Consider the following 16,191-nt stretch of genomic DNA (forward strand, 5'->3'; position numbering starts at 1 on the left):
TACACTCGCACGCATTTCAGGGCCAGATATTGAAGTGTTTTTTTCGTACGAACGGTGGCGATGCCTTTGCGAAAAGGTCGTTACCGACGCCGAAAATCTGCACAGGTAATTGCCATTCAAGCGGCTACAGCTCCCAGCCCTGATTGATCACCCTGCCGCGCCCATGCCCTTCCGGCTGGAATATTGAAATCAAAACGCCGGGAACGTGCCATTCAAATGCACGACGACGCCTTCTCGGGCGCCACTTACCATCGCTGCACTCCGGAGAGGTGACACCAACACTGGCGTACCTTCCGGCCGGGTGGGCTGGCCCCATCACACCGCGACAGTCGTATCAATAGGAGGACGAGATGAAAGCGGTCATTCAGTGCGGTGGAATGGGAACACGCCTTCGGCCTTTCACATCCATCTTGCCCAAGCCTCTCATGCCGATCGGTGCTCGACCGGTTCTTGAATTGCTTTTGAAGTGGCTGCGACGGAACGGCATTCAGGAAGTCTACGTCACAACCGGCTATCTGGGGCACTTGATCCGCACCGTATGCGGAGACGGATCACAGTGGAATCTAAGGATACGCTATACCCAGGAGTTGGAACCTCTCGGCACTATTGGCCCGCTCTCCCTGATCAGGGAGGAACTGGACGAGCCGTTCATTGTTCTCAATGGGGACGTACTTACCGATCTCAGTCTCAGCCGGTTTGTGGCGTCACACCGCACTCATACGGATCCAGTCACCATAGCCACAGCTTCCCGCATCATCAAGATGGACTTCGGCGTCATCGACGAGGTCGGGAACACTGTTAAAGTATTCCGCGAGAAACCGACACTGACTCATCTGGTAAGTATGGGAATATATTGCATGAATCCAGACGTTTTTCGTTTTATACCTGACGGCATCGCCTTTGGATTCGACGACCTCATGCTGCAGATGATGCAAAACGGCACGAATGTGCACGTCTACAAACATGACGGGCTTTGGCTGGATATCGGACGCGTTGAAGATTTTCAAAACGCACAAACCATCGCCTGGGAAGAGCAGTCCGCATCGATCGAGGTCTCGGCAGCGGCCGCTTGAGGGCTGAACGCCCTGCCGCGCCAACATGAGGAGGTCGTAATGCTCTTGGTCAGCGCTCCTATTCTTGGCTTTCCGGAAAAGGCAGCCCTGGCCAAAGTTGTCGACAGTGGGTGGCTGACGATGGGGGACCAGGTAAGAGCCTTTGAAGAGGCCTTCGCAGCCGTGCACGATGCGGTCGATTGCGTCGCCGTCAGCTCTTGCACCGCCGCCCTGCATCTCATTCTCCATGCACTTGGGATCGGCCCCGGAGACGAAGTGCTGGTTCCCTCGCTGACCTTCGTGGCGACCGCGAATGCAGTGCTCTACGTAGGAGCAACACCGGTATTCGTCGACATAGAGTCGGCCGAAGTGCCACTGATGTCCCTAAGCGACGCGGAGGCCAAGTGCACCGGACGCACCAAGGCTGTCATTCTCGTCCACTTTGCCGGCTATCTCGCCGACCGGGAAGAATGGCAGAGATTTGCCCGTGTGCGAGGACTGCATATCGTCGAGGATGCCGCGCATGCTCCCGGCCTTAAGGAGGTGGGGACTTACGGTGCGGCTGCGGCCTTCAGCTTCTACGGCAACAAGAACATGACCACCGCGGAAGGTGGGGCCGTTATTGCCCGGGATGCACAGCTCCGTGAAACGATCCGCCAGGCTCGCGGACATGGAATGACCAGTGGCACACATCAGCGGTTGAACAGCCGCACGCCGCAATACGACGTGACGATGCTCGGTTTCAATTATCGCATGGACGAATTGCGCGCCGCTATTGGCTTGGTCCAACTGCAGAATCTGCAGGAATGGAATGAAATCCGGCGCATATTGGTCGTCCTCTATCGGCGTCTGATCGCAGATTATTGCTCGGCTGTGACAGTCCCGTTCGGCAAACCGCGGACCTCGGCCTACCACATCATGCCTGTCCTCCTGCCGCATGACGTCGACCGGCAAACGGTGATCGACCATCTGCGAACGAAGGGGATACAGACTACAATCCACTACACGCCCGTGCACCAGATGACACTTTATCGCCAAATGTTCACAGAAATCCATCTGCCGAAGACCGAGGACTTCGCGCAGCGGGAATTGACGATTCCACTACACCCGCAAATTACGGCAAGTGCGATCGAGTCGGTGGTTGTTGCATTAGCCACCGCGATTGAAAGCAGCGGGCGTGCGGGAGCCGCGGCATGAACGCACTCGACGTGACGATGCATCGGCCCGCCGTAGCTGGCACCAGCCACGGAATTGCCAGACGCGCGATGGACATCATCCTCGCTGCAGCAGCGGGAATTGTACTCGCTCCACTGATGCTCCTGATTGCCGTTGCACTCTTTGTCGAAGGTGGTTGGCCGGTGTTTTTCGTACAGACGCGCCTGGGCGCCGGCGCAAAACCGTTTCGCATGTACAAGTTCCGCAAATTCAGGACAACAGCCGATCCTTTCGGCCTTGCGCTGACCATGAACGATGACAGCCGCATGACGCGGGTAGGCCGTTTTCTCGCGGCAACGAAACTTGATGAACTGCCCCAACTGTGGAACGTTTTCACGGGGGACATGGCAATTGTCGGGCCGCGGCCGGAAAGCCTTGCCTTCGCCGATTGTTTCCGCGGCGGCAATGAAGCTGTCCTACAGTGGAAGCCTGGCCTGCTCGGCCCAACCCAGGTTCTCTTCCGTCACGAAGCCTGTTTTTACCCGCCGTCCCTTGATCCGCTCCTGTTTTATCGAGAGGTCCTGTTCCCGGCCAAGGCAACGATCGACCTCGCCTACTATCCGCGGCGCACGATTGTATCGGACCTCGTCTGGATAATGCGGGGCTTTAGGGCGGTTTTCGGTGTGTCCCTGCCTCCCGCGGCAAGTGGGTAGAGTTGGCAAGCGAGGAGTTTGGCATGAATGGATTGTTGTTCGTTCGCCAGTTTGACGGCTCACACGATCGAAGGAGTGCACGGTCGTGAGCTATCGCGGCAGGAAGGTCCTGGTCACCGGTGCGGACGGATTTATCGGATCCCACCTCACGGAAGCGCTGGTGCACGAAGGTGCCGATGTCACGGCACTGGCCCTCTACAACTCGTTCGACAGCCATGGCTGGCTGGATGATTTGCCCGACCACGTTCGAAGCCAGTTGCAATGCATTCGTGGCGACGTTCGTGACAGCGCGTTCATCAACCGGATCGTGCGCGGCCAGGCGGTGGTGTTTCATCTGGCTGCGCTGATTGCGATTCCCTATTCCTACGCTGCTGCCCAATCCTATGTGGAGACCAATGTGCTGGGCACCGTGAATGTCCTCGAAGCGGCACGCCACTGGGAAACCGAGCGCATTGTGCATACGTCCACGAGCGAGGTTTATGGCACCGCTCTGACCATGCCGATCCACGAATCCCACCCGTTGCAGGGACAGTCCCCCTACTCCGCATCCAAGATTGGCGCGGACATGATGGCGGCGTCTTATGCCAGGTCCTTCGATGTGCCGGTGGTCATCCTGCGACCGTTCAATACATACGGGCCGCGCCAGAGCGAGCGGGCCATCGTGCCGACCATCATAAGGCAGGCTCTGGACGAGAACTGTCCGGCGATCATGGTCGGCGACACCAGCCCTATCCGCGACCTTACCTTTGTGGAAGACACTGCGGCGGCATTTGTGGCGGCAGGGGCCGCCAAGCTTGAATTTGGCCATGCCTACAATGCCGGCAGCCAGCGCGCCGTCAGTGTCTCGGACGTTTTGGAGTTGGTGCTCGAGTTGAGTGGCACCAGGAAACCGGTCCGTCGCGACGAAAGCCGGATGCGGCCGCAGAACTCCGAGGTTCGCGCGTTGCTCGCCGATTCCTCGAACCTTGAAAGTAAAGTCGGATGGCGGGCGCATACAAGCCTGCGTGACGGTCTGGAAAGAACCATCGAGTGGTGGCGTTCGCGCCTCAGCGAGGGCCGCGTCCGTCGCGAAATGAGCTATATGACATGACCTTTCCGCGGCTCATACCGGCTGTGCTGCTGATGGCCGCTCTGCTGGCGCTACACACAGCCGGAAACCGGCCGAGCGGTGCGGCAGGCACGGAGCCGGCAATGGATCTGCCCGCTTACCTGAAACCTGCAACCGATCCGGCGACAGGGATCAGCTTCACTCGGATCACCAAGCCCGGAGCTCTTGGCGGCGGAATTGTCTGCGGCAAAATATATTGCAGTCATCGGTACTCGAGCGCGCAAGCGTGGAATGCCGATCAGAGCCTCCTCGTCCTCATGAACGGCTGCAACGGCATGTGCTTCCTCGACGGGAAAAACTACGTTCCTTTGTTCCATCGCAACAAGCCGGGTGAGTGCGAATGGCACCCTCGGAACGCGGACCTGATGATTTGTGTCGATGATCAGAATATCTCGACCTGGGCGCCCCGCAGCAATCGTGAGGACATAGTTTTTGCCGCTGCGAAATATCGGGATCTTAAATTCGGCCCGTCCAAGGGAAATCCAAGTCGTGACGGCAGCCGCATTGCCGTACGCGCGACCCGCGATGATGGTGCTGCCGTCGTCTTCGCATATGACCTCGACCGGCGTCTGAAATACCCGGACATCGGTCTCGCCCAGGTTGCTGGAACGACCAGTTCCTGCACCATTTCTCCGCTTGGAGAAAACATCCTGTGTTTTCAAAACCTGGCCGACGGCACCGAGCAGCGAGCCATTTTCGCAATCGACGGCACCTTGCGCCAGACGTGGAAGGACCATCATCGGCCCGGCCATGGCGATATGACTCTCGACGCGGATGGTAGCGAAATTTACGTCGGAATCAGCAAATCCAGCCCCGACAAATATCAGGTGATCAAGCGTCGGCTGTCAGATGGAAAGGTCATGTCGCTCATGAAGTTCGGCGAGGCCGAGCATGCATCGCTGCGTGCTTTGGACAGGCCCGAATGGGCATTTATGAGTTACGGGGGCAATCCCGAGGAGGTTCGAAGCCAGCCGGACTGGGCTCCATACTCGCGCGAGGTGATCGCGCTGCGTGTCGACGGCAGTCGAGAGGTCCGACGGATCGTGCAGACGCGAAACGCTCCGTTCGACTATTGGAGCGAGACACACGCCTCCCCGTCCCCCGATGGGTCGCAAGTGATCTGGTCGAGCAATTGGGGGGTGCCGGGCGGGCCGGTCTACGAATTCGTCGCCCATCTCGATTGGCCGCAGCAGCCGGATCTGAAACAAGGGGAGATTGCCATCAATGGCCTTCATTAGCCGAATTTCCTTTGCAGCGCTTGCCGGGTGCCTGGCCTTGAGCAGCGCAACCGCGGCCGAAGCGCCGGTGGCTTACAAGCTCTCCCCCGGCGACACGGTGGAGATAGGAATTGCCTCCATAGCGGAACGAACGCAACGCGCGGTTGTCCAGATGGATGGCTCGATCGCGCTGCCCGAGTTCGGGATGATCCCGGTTGGCGGGTTGACGCCGGCCGAATTGCAGACGCGCATGGAAGCGGTGCTGCCAACCAAGATCGTCCACCAGCGTCTGCCTGATGGACGGGAGCAAATGATCGTCATCAAGCCGAGCGACGTCACGGCCGTGATCGCGGAGTACCGCCCGATCTACGTGACTGGCGATGTGCTGACGCCAGGGCAGCAGGCTTACCGGCCACTCATGACAGTCCGGCAGGCGATTGCGGTCGCCGGCGGTTTCAGCCTTCTGCGGTCGCGGGCAAGCCAAAGCGGACCTGATCCCGTTGATCTGCGACGCGACTACGAGTCGATCTGGGGGGATTACATCAGGGACTACTTTCATGGCGCCCGCATCCGCGCCGAACTTCAGAACCAGGCAGAATTTGACATGCAGCCGCCGCAGGGCTCGCCCCTGTCGAATGTATTGATATCGGCGGTCGCGCAGGCGGAAGCGGAGGGTCTCAGAATTTCGCTGAACAATTTTCAACAGGAGCAAAGCTATCTCGACAAGACAGCCAAGGATGCCGAGGCTGAGGTCGAGGTTCTGATCAAGCGCGAGCAGACGGAAGCGGCAGCGGTGAAACAGGATGAGGACGATCTGGCGCGGGTCACCAAATCGTTCGAATCGGGCAACCTGACCAACAGCAGGCTCGCCGACGTCAGACGTGCAGTGCTGATGTCGTCGAGCCGGGCGCTCGAGACCTCGGTCGAACTCATGAGAACGCGGCGCCAGCAGGAAGACTTCGTCAGGCAGCAGGAACGCAATGAAAATCAACGAAGGATCGGCCTTCTGAACGAGTTGAGGGACACCGACCTTCGCCTCGCCGAGACCACTGCAAGGCTCCACGCAGCCAGCCAGAAGCTTCAGCCATCAGGGGCGTCCGCTCTTCCGCTGCCGGTCGCCGGCGAAACCTTCCAGGCGCGGATCACAATAACCGGTGGAGCCGGCGACGCGTCGAGAGGTCGACCGGTCGACCAGGACACTGAGGTCGCGCCTGGAGACACGATCGAGGTGAGGTTCAGCAGCGACCTGCAGAGTGCGGCGATCCAGTAGCTACGCGGACGTGAACCGAGCCGGGAACGATGAGGCTGATGCCTCGCCTCACGGCATGAAGACCGGGCGTCGAGAAATCGGGCATGGGAAAATCAAGAAAGCGGGGTTGTCGTGATTGGTGAAATAGATGTCGCCAGCGCCTACATCACCGGCCGCATCGGCTTCATGGGGCTGAAGTTGGTTGTCGCGCCCGGCGTGCTCGTCCCTCGCCCGGAGACGGAATTGCTCGGCAGCACCGCCCTCAATGTGCTTCGTGAACTTAATCGGCCGGTCCCGCGTGTCGTGGACATGTGCTGCGGAGCGGGCAATCTCGCCTGCGCCATTGGATACAAGGTCCCCACCGCGCGCGTCTGGGCGAGCGATCTCACTGACAGCTGTGTCGAAACCACCTGCCGGAATGTCGCCCATCTTGGCCTGGCCGGGCGCATTTCGGTGCTGCAGGGCGACCTGTTCAATTCCTTCTCGGGTCTGGAGCTCGAAGGCACGATCGATCTGGTCGTTTGCAACCCGCCTTACATCTCCGAGAAGCGGCTCGAAAACGACCGCGCGCACCTGATGGAACTTGAACCACGTGAGGCATTCGCTGCCGGGCCTTACGGCCTGAGCATTCACATGCGGGTGATCAAGGAGGCGCGGCGCTATCTGCGGCAAGGTGGCATGCTGCTTTTCGAGGTCGGGCTTGGCCAGGACCGGCAGGTCATGAGTTTGGTTGAGCGTTCCAAAGCCTACGAGAGCATTCGCACGGTTGCAAACAAAGCCGGTGAAGCCAGGGTGGTTTGTGCACGGGCCAAAGCGCCAGCGTGAGCCGCGCCATGGGTTTGCGCGCTCGGTTGGGAAGACGCCCTTAAACCGTAGCCCGGCGATCAGTTTTCCTTGCTGAGGACGTAACGTGCAATTCCCTGGATGGAATCGAAATTCTCAGGCAGAAGTTCGCTGTCCTCGACAGTGATGCCGAATGTCTCCTCGACGAAGCCGATAACTTCAAGCACTCCAGTCGAGTCTATGATGCCCTGGTCGAGCAACGACGTTTCAACCTCCAGCGCACGCGGGTCGGCCACGTAGAAGTTTGACGCCAGAAAGGCGCGTATCTGATCGCTGTAGGTGTCAATTCTGTTGTTCGTGCTCAGCATTGAATTGGCCTCCGATCCAAATGATTTCCAGGTGTCGCTTTATGAAAGCGCTATTTTCTTGAGCTTGCCCGTGTCCGTCATCGGTAGACTGGACACAATCTGGATGGACTTCGGAATCATGAAGTTTTCCAGCCGCTTCTGACATTCCATCCGCAGCTGCTTTTCGCCCATGATCGTTCCTTGCTCCATGACGACAAACGCTTTCACTGCTTGCCCTAGCAGGTCGTCGGGAACTCCAACGACCGCGGCTTCCCGTACTCCCGGGATTTCCATCAGCACGTTTTCGACTTCCCTGGGCGCCACCTTTTCTCCCCGCGATTTTATGATCTCATCGCTGCGGCCGACAAAATAGAGGTAGCCTTCCTCGTCCATTCGGCAGTAGTCGCCGGTGTACAGAACCTGCTCGCCGGGCAAAGGGCCAGGCTTGAGCTTCCTCGCGGTAGCCTCCGGCTTACCCCAGTAGCCCTTCATGACCGTTGCCCCGCGAATGACCAGCTGGCCGACGACATTGGGACCGACCCTTCGGTCATCCTCATCGACAATCCACATTTCGGTGTTCGGGATGGCGATCCCCACGCTCAACGGTTTTCGCGCAAGATCTTCCGGCGGAAGATAGGTGCAGCGTTTGCATTCGGTCAGGCCGTACATCGAATAGATGCGAGCATCGGCAAACAGTTCCTGGAGCAGGCGAATGTGCTTGAGCGGCAGTGCCGCGGCAGTGTTCGTGACATACCTTATGCTTGCAAAATCATCTGCCTTCAGCGTCTTGAGATCCGACAGCGCGGCAAAGATGGTTGGCACGCCGGGAAAGCCTGTAACTCTCTCCCTTTCGATGATCGCAAGTATCTGTGCGGGGAAGGCAAACGAGCGCTCGAGGACCAAGCGCGCCCCGGTACGGAATGCCATTATCATCTGATAGAGGCCGTAGTCGAAGGCCAGGGGCAAGACATTGAGGATCACATCGTCTTCGCCAAGTTCGAGGTACGAGGCAATCGACGTGCAGGCTGCCATCATGTTCCTGTGCGTCAGCATCACGCCTTTGGGTTCGCCGGTCGAGCCCGACGTGTAGATGATGGCTGCGAGATCGATATCGATGCGGCGGCGGGCCGGCGCTTTGCCGTGGCCGGCAGCCGCCTCATCCCAGCGCACGGCATGCGGCAATCCCCGGAGGTCGGCGACGTCCATCGGACCGGAGACGATGAGCCGCCGCAGCGACGGACAGTTACGCGCCGGTTCAGTAAAGATTGCCTGCAAATGTTTGTCGGTGATCAATGCTGCCGGCAGGCAATCGTTGAGCAAATACCCCAGCTTGTCGCTCTTGGTGAGCGGATTGACGATGCACACAACGGCGCTCGCCTTGAGAACCGCCCAGAAGCTGACCACGGTCTCGACGGTGTTGTCGGCGAAGATCATGACGCGGTCACCGGGGGCGACCCCGGACGTGACGAGATGATGGGCGACCGCGTTGGAACGTGTCTCAAGCTCATCATAGGCGAGCCGGTGCCCGCCGCACACCAGCGCCACCTTGTCGCCGAGCCGGCCGGCCGAATGGCTGAGGTAGTCGTGCAGCAGAGGGACGGCGCCATGCATCATACCAGCACCTCTTCCCTGTGCAGGCGATCGACATCTATCCTGAGGTCGACCGCACGCCCGCTTGATGGACGGCTTGCGACAAACTGCTGATGGAGGAGCTGCGTCGACAGCACGCCGACCAACGCCATGTTGTCCGAGTTGGACAGATCGCCATCGCCGGTCTTGGCAGCGCATTTGTCCAGCAGGCGCGCGACCGAGTTCGGATCAAAGACATTCGCCGCGCGCAGGGCAGTCTCAGAGAGTGCTTCGCGGACATAGGCGGGTGCGCTATCGCCCATAAAGCAAAGTGCGTTGGGCGCCCGGTAGGGTTGCTTCTTGCGAGCCACGACTTCCTCGGGCACGATCGATTTCGCCACACGCTTCAGCACGTGTTTCTCATCCAGAATGCGCAGCTTGTAGTCGGCCGGAAGCGAATTCGCCAAGGCCACGAGCTTGTCGTCCAGGAACGGGAAACGCCCTTCGACGGAGTGAGCCATCAGCATCCTGTCACCCTGAGAGGAGAGCAGGTAGCCCGACATCAGCGTCCTGATCTCAAGATACTGGTCCTGCGCGAGAGGACCCCATCGTTGGAACTCTTCGGGCAGGCGGGCGAGCAGGTCCGCCACTGCGTTGTAGCGCGCCGCTTCGGCGTGCATGTCGGCCGAGAACAGCCGTTTGATGGCGCTGGTGGTGCGCCAGCGGGTATCATGCGCGAAGCCGGGCGCACTATATGCATGGAGACCGTGTCCGAAGAACTGGCGCGCCATCGCCTGCTGCTTGACCGGCGAGCGGCTCAGATAAGGATACAGGCGTTCCAGCAGTCGCGCGCGTCGGGCGGATGCGGGCTGCCGCCCCCAGAAGCGGCGGACCTTGCCTTCACGGAACAGGTCGTAGCCGGCGAACATCTCGTCGGCCCCCTCGCCGGTCAGCACGACCTTGATGCCATGTTCGCGCACCAGCCTCGAGAGAAGGAACAACGGCGCCGGCGCGGTCCTGAGAATCGGACGCTCGGCATGACGGATCACATCCGGGAAGATGTCGGCGATGTCACCGCGCGAAACCATCACCTCGTGGTGCTCGCCGCCGCTCGCACCGGCAACCAGCCGCTGGTAACGGGTTTCATCATATTCGGCGTCAGCAAAACGCAACGAGAAAGTCTGGAGCGGCGCGCCGGCGAAGCGCCTCCCGAGCATGGCGACAAGTGAGCTGTCGAGCCCGCCGGAAAGGTAGCAGCCGACCGGCACGTCCGCCTTGACCATTCTAAGCGCCGTCGCGGCCTGCAAGGCGCCGCGCACTTCGTCCACCGCATCCTCCAGCGAGCCCCTGAAGGTGCCATGGGCCAGGTCCTCGCTCTCGGGATAGCAAGGTTTCCAGAAAGCGTGCTCACGAACGCTGCCATTGTCGTAGATGCGGACATGGCCGGGGGTAAGTTCCTGTATCCCCTGAAATACGCCTTGCGGCGGTACGACCGTCCACAGCGTGAAAGTCTGGTCGACCCCCGCCGGATCGAAGGCCCGCGGTATCGCCGGGTCGGCTGCGAAGATGGCCTTAACTTCGCTGGCGAAATGCAGGCGGCCAGCGTGTTCGCACAAATGCAGCGGGCAGATGCCGAACCGATCGCGCGACAGGACGAGGCGGCCTGTCAGCGAGTCCCAAATGGCGAGTGCCCATTGCCCGTTCAGCCGCTCGAACGCGCCCACACCCCAGGCGCGGTAGGCATGCACGACGACCTCCGTATCGCTGCGGGTGCGGAAACGATGTCCCAGGACTATGAGTTGGTCACGCAGCTCGACGTAATTGAAGATCTCGCCGTTGAAGACGATCCAGGTGGTATTGCCTGTGTCGGCGAGAGGCTGCTGTCCGGTCGAGAGATCGATGACCGACAGGCGGGTATGCGCCAGCCCCGCTCGCCTGTCGCGGTAAAGGCCGCTTTCGTCCGGACCGCGATGGGAGAGCGCGGCTGCCATTCGTAGAAGCGCGGCTCGTGAAGGAGGCTCCGCAGCCGCGTTCAGCGCCACAATTCCGGCGATGCCGCACATGGGTCAATCCCTGTCCATCGCAGCGGGCAGCTGCGGCCGTGCGTGAAGATAGCGGGCGGCGCGGCGTTTGCTGACGATATCCTTATAGACCTTCTCGACTTGCGCGGCAGTGAGGCCGGCGGCGGCGGCAACCACGCCGGCCGAAATTCCGTGATTCATGCCGTAGAGGCACAAATCCATCAGCTGATAGGGCAAGGCGAAGTAGAACTCCTCCTGGGTTTGCGCCATGGAAAACGTGTCCGTGGTCGGCGGCCTTGTTCGCACCTCCTTGTCAATGCCGAGATATTCCGCCAGCTGGTAAACCTGGGTCTTGTAGAGATGGACGATAGGCATCACATCGGCGACGCCGTCGCCCTGTTTGACGAAGAAGCCCTGGTCATATTCGAGCCGGTTTGGCGTGCCTGCCACTGCATAGTTGAGGCGGTCCGCATGATAATACTCGGTCATCTTGCGAACCCGCTGCTTGTAGTTGGTGGCAGCGACGATCTGCAGGTAAGCCGCCGGCGACAGACGCACGGTGTCGATCTTTCCGTGCGGATCCTCGACCGTAAGGCGCGTGATATTGAGGCCGCTGCTCTCCAGCACCGACGTCATGACCAGCTTGCATCTCCAGCCTTCGCCATATCCAGGGACGGCAGTTCGGATGGCCTCGATCTGTCGGGCGTATGCGCCGATGCCTTCAAGCGCCGGCTCGATATCTTCAAGGATTGTGTCGATGCCAAGCTGCCCGGCGACGCTGCGGCCAAGCCTCAACGAGTCGCCTGACGAATGGCGCTCCGGCATGAACAGGCCGAGCACCTTGTCCTTCCCGAACGCCCGTGCGCAAAGCGTTGCGACGACCGAACTGTCGATGCCTCCGGAGAGCCCGACGACCACTCCGCGACGCCGTTGTGTGCCGAGAACCTGTTCGCGCAAAGTCTCGACGATGCGATCGATCTCCAGCCGGGCATCGAGCGCCAGCACATCGCTGCTGAATTCCCCGATCAGGTCGATGACACTGCCTCCTGTTGGCGTGACTCGACTGAAGAGTAGGTCTCGGTCACAGCGTTTTCGATGAGCGGGCGATTGATGGTCAGATGGGGCTCCACGACCATGTCGATGTGAGTGCCGGCGATCGGAATGACGTCCAGATGGACGAATGCCCGGTCCCACCCGAGTGCAAGCGGCATTCCGGGCCGCGCGCAACGGAACAAGGTGCCGGTGATCGGCAGTATCGGCCTGGGTTCTGCCAGCCATTGGAAGAAGGCGCGCGCCCGCAGAACCTCCTGCAGTTCCAGTTTGGTTCTGAAGCTCGTCGGGTTGAACTGACCCTCGGCATAGCGGTCGAGGAAGCTGGCAAGCCGGGATTCGCAGTGCATTTTGACCGCGACCTTGGCAAGCGCGCGGCACGCCACCCGACTAGCCGATATACGATTGGTTCGGATCCGGTGAAATGTCCGGGTAATGGTCTCCCAACGCTTGCTGCGCTCGCCAACCAGACTGGTATCCAGAATGCCCGTGAACGCTACCGCTCGCCCTTGATCAAGCAGACGCGCGGCAACCTCAAAAGCGACCGCTCCTCCGAGCGAGTGGCCAAGCAGGCGAACACAGCCGGTCGGCTGCACGCGGTTGATATGATCGATTGCAGCTTCGACCATTGCGGCGACAGTGTTCTGACCTTGCAGGATCGTGCCCAGGGCCGGATATCTGATGGGAGATACCCTGGCGACCTTGCTTATTGCCGATGCGAACGAAGCAAGGCTCGGACCATAGCCGACCGACCCGGGGAAAAGGAAAAGCAGCGGAGGCTCGTGTTTCCAGGCGGGCGCGTGCTCTCCGCCTCGTTGAGCGGAAATGACCGCTGCAACCATCTCATCGAAGCTCATTCCAACCGTGAAGGCTTCCAATCCGAGCTCCTGCCCGATCGCGCTTTCGATTTCCATCACGCAATGGAGCAGCTTAAGCGAATCTCCCCCCGCTTCATCCCAGCACCCCAAGGCGACCCGCGTCTTAAGGACCTTGGTCCAGGCACGCCGTACTATCTGATGAGCAGGAACTTCATTTCCCGCATGGGCGATTTGCGGTGGGGGCGTTGTTTCCCGAACCGAAAGGTCGATTGCAGCCAGCATTGCCATATCGATCTTTCCGCTGGCCAGTCGCGGTATCTCGGCGCTTGCATGGAGCCGCAGCGGGCAAAGCGCCGGCGGCAATTTTGTCCTGGCAAGTTGGCGCAGCTCGTCGCAAAAACTGGCTCCCGCCCCGCCGTGCGGGACGGCGAACGCAACCAGTTCATTCGCCGGGGTGACGATAACCACGGCATCCTTCACCGACGGCGCGCCACGCAGAACCCGTTCGAGTTCGGCCGGCTCAACGCGCCGCCCATTGACCTTTATCTGGCGCCCTTTGCGACCGATGATCCGCAACAGGCCATCACTCCCAATTTGCACAAGATCGCCCGTCGCAAAGATACGAAGCGTCTGGTCGTCGGGATCTATTTCAAACGGAACGACTGCCCCGTTTTCCCAATATCCGAGTGCGACATACGGGCTTCTGATCAACAGTTCTCCGATCTTGCCGGGCTGAACCGGGTAACCCTCTTCATCGACAATCGCGAAGCTGATACCCGGAAGCAGCCAACCGACGGGAGCTGAGGAATCGAATTCCGGCCAATCGTGCGGCAAGAACCACTGCGATCCAGTCGTTTCCGTCGATGAATAGCCGATCTGCACCAGGCAAGTTGGCGGGACAGCCTTGCGCACCAGGCGGATGTCGGCCGAGGACACCTTCTCGCCTCCAATTCGGGCAACCCTGAGTGAACCAAAGGCGTCCGCGGGCTCATCCGCCAGGAGAGCGCGAAGCAATGCCGGCACCAGATAGGTGATCGTCACGCCTTCCGATTGCATGCGGCCGCGAACCGCGCGCAGGCCGACGGCTTCGACCTCCACAAGCTGCAACGTAGCACCCGTAAGAAGAGCGGCAAGTATTTCCCGACAACCGGCGATGGTTGCCGGGCCGGTCAGGGGCAGGAAAACATCCTGCGCATTGATGTGGCACGCGTCGACATATTGCTGCACCCGGCACAGCAAGCTCCGCTGGCTGTTGACAATTCCCTTGGGGCGGCCCGTGCTGCCGGAGGTATAAAGCACGATTGCCGGTGCATCGACAGAAACGGTACGGTGTCCAGCTGGACGAAGCGTTGCCTGCAACGATTGCGCTATATCGATCCGGGCAACGTGCTGGGGCAGATCAAGGCCGTGGAGGCCTTTGTCGCCAATTATGGCGGAGAGCCTCGCGTCGGCGACGATTTCGTTGATGCGCGAGTCCGGATCTCGCACGTTAAGCGGCACCGACGGTCGACCGGATGCCATGCTGGCCAGCATGGCAACGGTGTACCAGACCGAGTTGGCCTGAAGTATTCCAACCGCATTTCCGTCGGGAACGACGGCTTCAATCCGGCTGGCCAAGGCCTCGACCGCCCGAAAAAGCTCGGAATAGGTCAGTCGGTTGGTGCCGTCGCTGGCGGCTAATTTCTCGGAATAACGCCCGGCGATTTCCCTCAGGTGATCAAAGACCGGAATATCGACGAAGCCAGTTCCCATCCGTTGATGCAGACGTAGAACGGGCCCGCCCTCGTCAAGAGCATGATCGGGAACTTTTGACCATCGACAAGAGACCACCGCTTGGTAGTCAGCCTGCACCGTTTGAATCGCCCTCGAAGATTCTAAATGCGCCAGAGACATAAGGGCCCCACGCTAGGATTGTTGCCGCTTATCGCCCCGCGGCATGATCTTTTCATCAATCATTCGGATGATGCGCGAGGCAGTCTTGATCGCTTAAATCGTTCGAAGTTGAGCATGCCAGCCTGCGCTCGCTCGGCTGTGCTACCTTACCGAAGTGTCGGGCTGTGCGCTGCGGTCCGCTCCGCCAGTGCCTGAAACGAAGCAGTATGCGAATACTTCCCCTCCAAGCTCATCCGTGACACGAACCCAGTTGTTTTCCCATGTCCGCAGGGTAACCTGGCGTCCTGTTGATATAGTCGCCGCCGTGAACGGGCTGGACGCATTGACATTACTCGCCGCAACCACGTCGTCCCCTTCCATTTGCTCTACCAGGTATGTTTGCATCACTGCTCCTGACTGCAGGGCATGGCCGGTTCAATTGCGTGTAGCTGGAGGCATGACCTTCCAACCGCAGGGAACGGATTTCGTTCCATGCAACAGGCAACCTGCCGCCGGCAGTCAGCGTTCAGTCGCCCCGCCGCCCCTGGCAGGACCATGGCCTAGCCGCTGAATGATTTGGTCAGGACTGAGCTATGCTTTGGCGGAGGTGGAGCCTCGCGCTGCGCCGCATGCTTCTGGAACAGTGCAATCTTGTCGGGATAGGTAATCCGGATCTCGCTGTGACAGCCCTCGCAGCGATATTTCGATGCAACCTGGAACCAGCGCCCGGGTTTCAGCAAAGCCAATCCGCAGCGCGGACATTTGAACGTCATTTCAAGAGGGCATAGATTCTGACACAGCGGCATTTCGCAACATCCATAAGGGATACCTAATGTTAGGCAACGACAGCCGGCCCAAATCGTTCCTAGACGCCGTTCTTTTCGTCAGGCCGATGACCAACCCCGGACGCCGGGAAACCATTTGGGGTTGTCCGCGATGCCAGATTCACTGGCGCAGGACTGAACTCAAGCGCACCCGATTTCTGGTGGCGTGCGCCTGAGCGCCGATCGAACGGTTGTCAGAAGGTTTTATGAGAACTTGTTTACCGGACCTCGGCACCGAGCGTGATCGCTCGGGGCGACGACGGGCCGCACGGTCGACGACACGACCCCTAATCCGGACGCTGAAACAACGCCGCGCGCCGGCACAGGCAGGACGAAAGCAGCGCAACCAGGCGGCAATCCCTGAGCATCTCGCCTATATCGGTGCGCTCGGGAGCCGCGATCCCGACCGAATT

Annotated in this window: 12 protein-coding genes; 7 read left to right on the forward strand and 5 right to left on the reverse strand. The window is 60.0% G+C overall.

What is annotated here, in order from left to right:
- Positions 1 to 350: 350 nt before the first annotated feature.
- From NKJ67_RS11340 to NKJ67_RS11370, 7 genes are all read left to right on the forward strand, one after another.
- Positions 351 to 1,073: a nucleotidyltransferase family protein gene (locus NKJ67_RS11340; RefSeq protein WP_128302539.1), complete on the forward strand. Its 723-nt coding sequence runs from the start codon at positions 351 to 353 to the stop codon at positions 1,071 to 1,073.
- 39 nt (positions 1,074 to 1,112) lie between these two features.
- Positions 1,113 to 2,249, forward strand: a complete 1,137-nt coding sequence (locus NKJ67_RS11345; protein ID WP_352581371.1) for a DegT/DnrJ/EryC1/StrS family aminotransferase — start codon at positions 1,113 to 1,115, stop codon at positions 2,247 to 2,249.
- Positions 2,246 to 2,920 (forward strand): sugar transferase, encoded by a 675-nt coding sequence (locus NKJ67_RS11350; RefSeq protein ID WP_256747171.1) that lies wholly within the window; start codon positions 2,246 to 2,248, stop codon positions 2,918 to 2,920. Before NKJ67_RS11345 ends, NKJ67_RS11350 begins: the two co-directional genes overlap by 4 nt.
- A gap of 85 nt (positions 2,921 to 3,005) precedes the next feature.
- Entirely contained in the window at positions 3,006 to 4,010 is a 1,005-nt protein-coding gene (locus NKJ67_RS11355) for an SDR family NAD(P)-dependent oxidoreductase (RefSeq protein ID WP_256747170.1), read from the forward strand.
- Positions 4,007 to 5,266: a hypothetical protein gene (locus NKJ67_RS11360; RefSeq protein WP_352581372.1), complete on the forward strand. Its 1,260-nt coding sequence runs from the start codon at positions 4,007 to 4,009 to the stop codon at positions 5,264 to 5,266. The genes NKJ67_RS11355 and NKJ67_RS11360 overlap by 4 nt, the downstream gene beginning before the upstream one ends.
- Before the next feature lie 37 nt (positions 5,267 to 5,303).
- Positions 5,304 to 6,515, forward strand: coding sequence for a polysaccharide biosynthesis/export family protein (locus NKJ67_RS11365; RefSeq protein ID WP_352581373.1), 1,212 nt, complete (start codon positions 5,304 to 5,306; stop codon positions 6,513 to 6,515).
- 111 nt (positions 6,516 to 6,626) lie between these two features.
- Positions 6,627 to 7,319, forward strand: coding sequence for a N5-glutamine methyltransferase family protein (locus tag NKJ67_RS11370; RefSeq protein ID WP_127326932.1), 693 nt, complete (start codon positions 6,627 to 6,629; stop codon positions 7,317 to 7,319).
- 59 nt (positions 7,320 to 7,378) lie between these two features.
- Here the strand turns inward: NKJ67_RS11370 and NKJ67_RS11375 are convergent, their stop codons facing one another.
- From NKJ67_RS11375 to NKJ67_RS11395, 5 genes are read right to left on the reverse strand one after another with little or no spacing between them, the layout of a single operon-like run.
- A complete protein-coding gene (locus tag NKJ67_RS11375) occupies positions 7,379 to 7,645 on the reverse strand; it encodes an acyl carrier protein (protein WP_027036262.1) in 267 nt (88 codons plus the stop codon).
- A gap of 39 nt (positions 7,646 to 7,684) precedes the next feature.
- A complete protein-coding gene (locus tag NKJ67_RS11380) occupies positions 7,685 to 9,238 on the reverse strand; it encodes a class I adenylate-forming enzyme family protein (RefSeq protein ID WP_352581374.1) in 1,554 nt (517 codons plus the stop codon).
- Complete coding sequence (gene asnB, locus NKJ67_RS11385; RefSeq protein ID WP_352581375.1) at positions 9,235 to 11,256, reverse strand: asparagine synthase (glutamine-hydrolyzing); 2,022 nt, start codon at positions 11,254 to 11,256, stop codon at positions 9,235 to 9,237. The genes NKJ67_RS11380 and asnB overlap by 4 nt, the downstream gene beginning before the upstream one ends.
- Positions 11,257 to 11,259: 3 nt before the next feature.
- Entirely contained in the window at positions 11,260 to 12,243 is a 984-nt protein-coding gene (gene nadE / locus NKJ67_RS11390; protein ID WP_281057943.1) for an NAD(+) synthase, read from the reverse strand.
- Positions 12,240 to 14,834, reverse strand: coding sequence for an AMP-binding protein (locus tag NKJ67_RS11395; protein ID WP_352581376.1), 2,595 nt, complete (start codon positions 14,832 to 14,834; stop codon positions 12,240 to 12,242). The genes nadE and NKJ67_RS11395 overlap by 4 nt, the downstream gene beginning before the upstream one ends.
- Positions 14,835 to 16,191: the final 1,357 nt, after the last annotated feature.

The sequence above is a fragment of the Mesorhizobium sp. M0088 genome (assembly GCF_040322895.1).
Classification (GTDB): Bacteria; Pseudomonadota; Alphaproteobacteria; order Rhizobiales; family Rhizobiaceae; genus Mesorhizobium.

Excerpts from the sequence above, each read along its gene's own strand:
- NKJ67_RS11340 (WP_128302539.1), top strand. The coding sequence starts at position 351 with ATGAAAGCGGTCATTCAGTGCGGTGGAATGGGAACACGCCTTCGGCCT.
- NKJ67_RS11345 (WP_352581371.1), top strand. The coding sequence starts at position 1,113 with ATGCTCTTGGTCAGCGCTCCTATTCTTGGCTTTCCGGAAAAGGCAGCC.
- NKJ67_RS11350 (WP_256747171.1), top strand. The coding sequence starts at position 2,246 with ATGAACGCACTCGACGTGACGATGCATCGGCCCGCCGTAGCTGGCACC.
- NKJ67_RS11360 (WP_352581372.1), top strand. The coding sequence starts at position 4,007 with ATGACCTTTCCGCGGCTCATACCGGCTGTGCTGCTGATGGCCGCTCTG.
- NKJ67_RS11375 (WP_027036262.1), bottom strand. The coding sequence starts at position 7,645 with ATGCTGAGCACGAACAACAGAATTGACACCTACAGCGATCAGATACGC.
- NKJ67_RS11380 (WP_352581374.1), bottom strand. The coding sequence starts at position 9,238 with ATGATGCATGGCGCCGTCCCTCTGCTGCACGACTACCTCAGCCATTCG.
- asnB (WP_352581375.1), bottom strand. The coding sequence starts at position 11,256 with ATGTGCGGCATCGCCGGAATTGTGGCGCTGAACGCGGCTGCGGAGCCT.
- NKJ67_RS11395 (WP_352581376.1), bottom strand. The coding sequence starts at position 14,834 with ATGGGAACTGGCTTCGTCGATATTCCGGTCTTTGATCACCTGAGGGAA.